Annotated in this window: 1 protein-coding gene; it reads right to left on the bottom strand. The window is 55.5% G+C overall.

Annotated elements, in window-relative coordinates:
* Window positions 1–1716: proline--tRNA ligase (locus tag B3F49_RS02560; RefSeq protein WP_293908838.1), on the bottom strand; the 1716-nt coding region annotated here is incomplete at its 3' end.
* Window positions 1717–1764 lie beyond the last annotated feature (48 nt).

Raw genomic sequence — 1764 nt, forward strand, 5'->3', positions numbered from 1 at the left:
AAGCTTGGCGATGAGAGCCTTGGTTTCTTCAACTACCGTGGTGAGTTCGAAACTGAAAGACTCCTCGAGGTTTCTTCTGAGCTTCACCTCAACCTTGCCCTCCTTCAGGGAGCGGTTGCCCAAGGTGATGCGGATCGGAAGCCCGATGAGGTCTGCATCGGCAAATTTGACACCGGCCGACTCCTTGCGGTCGTCGTACAGGATCTCGATACCGGCTGCACTGAGTTGCTTGTACAGCTGTTCGGCGATTTCGGCGTCCTTCACCAGGCTGACAAGGTGCACCTGCATGGGAGCAACGGAAATGGGAAGGGAAAGACCCTGCTCATCACTATAGTTTTCCGCCAGACAAGCAAGCAGGCGGCCCACCCCGATTCCATAGCTTCCCATGACGACGGGCTTCCGTACTCCTCCCTCATCCTGATAGCTGCAGTTCATGCTCTCACTGTAACGGGTGTTGAGCTGAAAGATGTTGCCCACCTCAACGCCCTTGGAGGCGGACAGGCTCTCATCGCACTGTGGGCATGCATAGCCGGCCGCAGCACTGGCGATATCGGCTGTCAGGCCGGTGTAGTCCCGGCCAAAGTTGGTGTTCAACAGGTGATAGCCTTCCTCGTTTGCACCCGCGACAAGGTTGTTGCTCTTTGCCACCGAGTCATCGACGATGACCACTACATCCTCGCTGCAGCCGATGGCCGAGCCATACCCGGGAACCATCTTCTTTGCAAGGATTTCCTCTGCATGGGCGGGTCTGAGGACATTTGCACGAGCGGCATTCTGCAACTTGTTCTCTTCGACCTCCAAATCACCGCGGATGATGCCGACGATAAGCTTGTCCTCTTCCTCGCCATTGGTATCGTTGATGAAGGTGCCGACCATGAACACAGCCTTGGCGGTCTGCCTCTTCTCAATCTTGAGGAAGTCAGCCAGCTCCTCGATGGTCTTGCAATCGGGGGTGAGGACCTTTTCGGTCGGCTTCATCGGTTCGGGGTAGTACGTCTTCTTGAACGTGGCAACCTGACGGTTTGCAGTATAGCCGCACTTTGGGCAGGTGATGATCGTGTCCTCTCCGATGGAGGAGAGATACATGTACTCGTGGGAGATTTTGCCTCCCATCATGCCGCTGTCGGCACCGACGACGATGACGGGAAGTCCGCACCGACTGAAAATCCTGAAGTAGGCTTTGTAATGGGCACCATACTGCACATCCAAGCCGGCTTGGTCGACATCGAAGGAGTAACTGTCCTTCATGGTGAATTCACGTACCCTGATCAGGCCGGCGCGGGGACGGGGATCGTCACGCCACTTGGTCTGGATTTGATACACCAGAAGCGGCAGGCGCTTGTAACTGTCGATCTCCCCACGTGCAAGGTCGGTGACAGCTTCCTCATGGGTCATGGCAAGCACCATGTCACGGCCTACACGGTCGTTGAAGCGGCTCATCTCCTTGTCGATGCTGTAGTACCGGCCGGTCTCCTTCCAGATGTCGGCAGGGTTCACCAAGGGCATCAAGATTTCCTGGCCGCCGATTGCATTCATCTCCTCGCGGATGATCTGCTCAATCTTCTTGGTTGCATTGAAGCCGAAGGGAAGCAAACTGAAGATGCCAGCTCCCAATTGGCGGATAAAGCCTGCACGAAGCAAATACTCGTAGCCTTTGCTGTCAGCACCGTTCGGGGCCTCGCGAAGGGTTCTGGAAAAGAGTTTGGACATCCTCATCTTGATACGTCTCCTTGGTATTCGAACAGAGGCCATTGTAGCAAAACC

This window comes from Sphaerochaeta sp. UBA5836 (assembly GCF_002432845.1).
Classification (GTDB): domain Bacteria; phylum Spirochaetota; class Spirochaetia; order Sphaerochaetales; family Sphaerochaetaceae; genus Sphaerochaeta.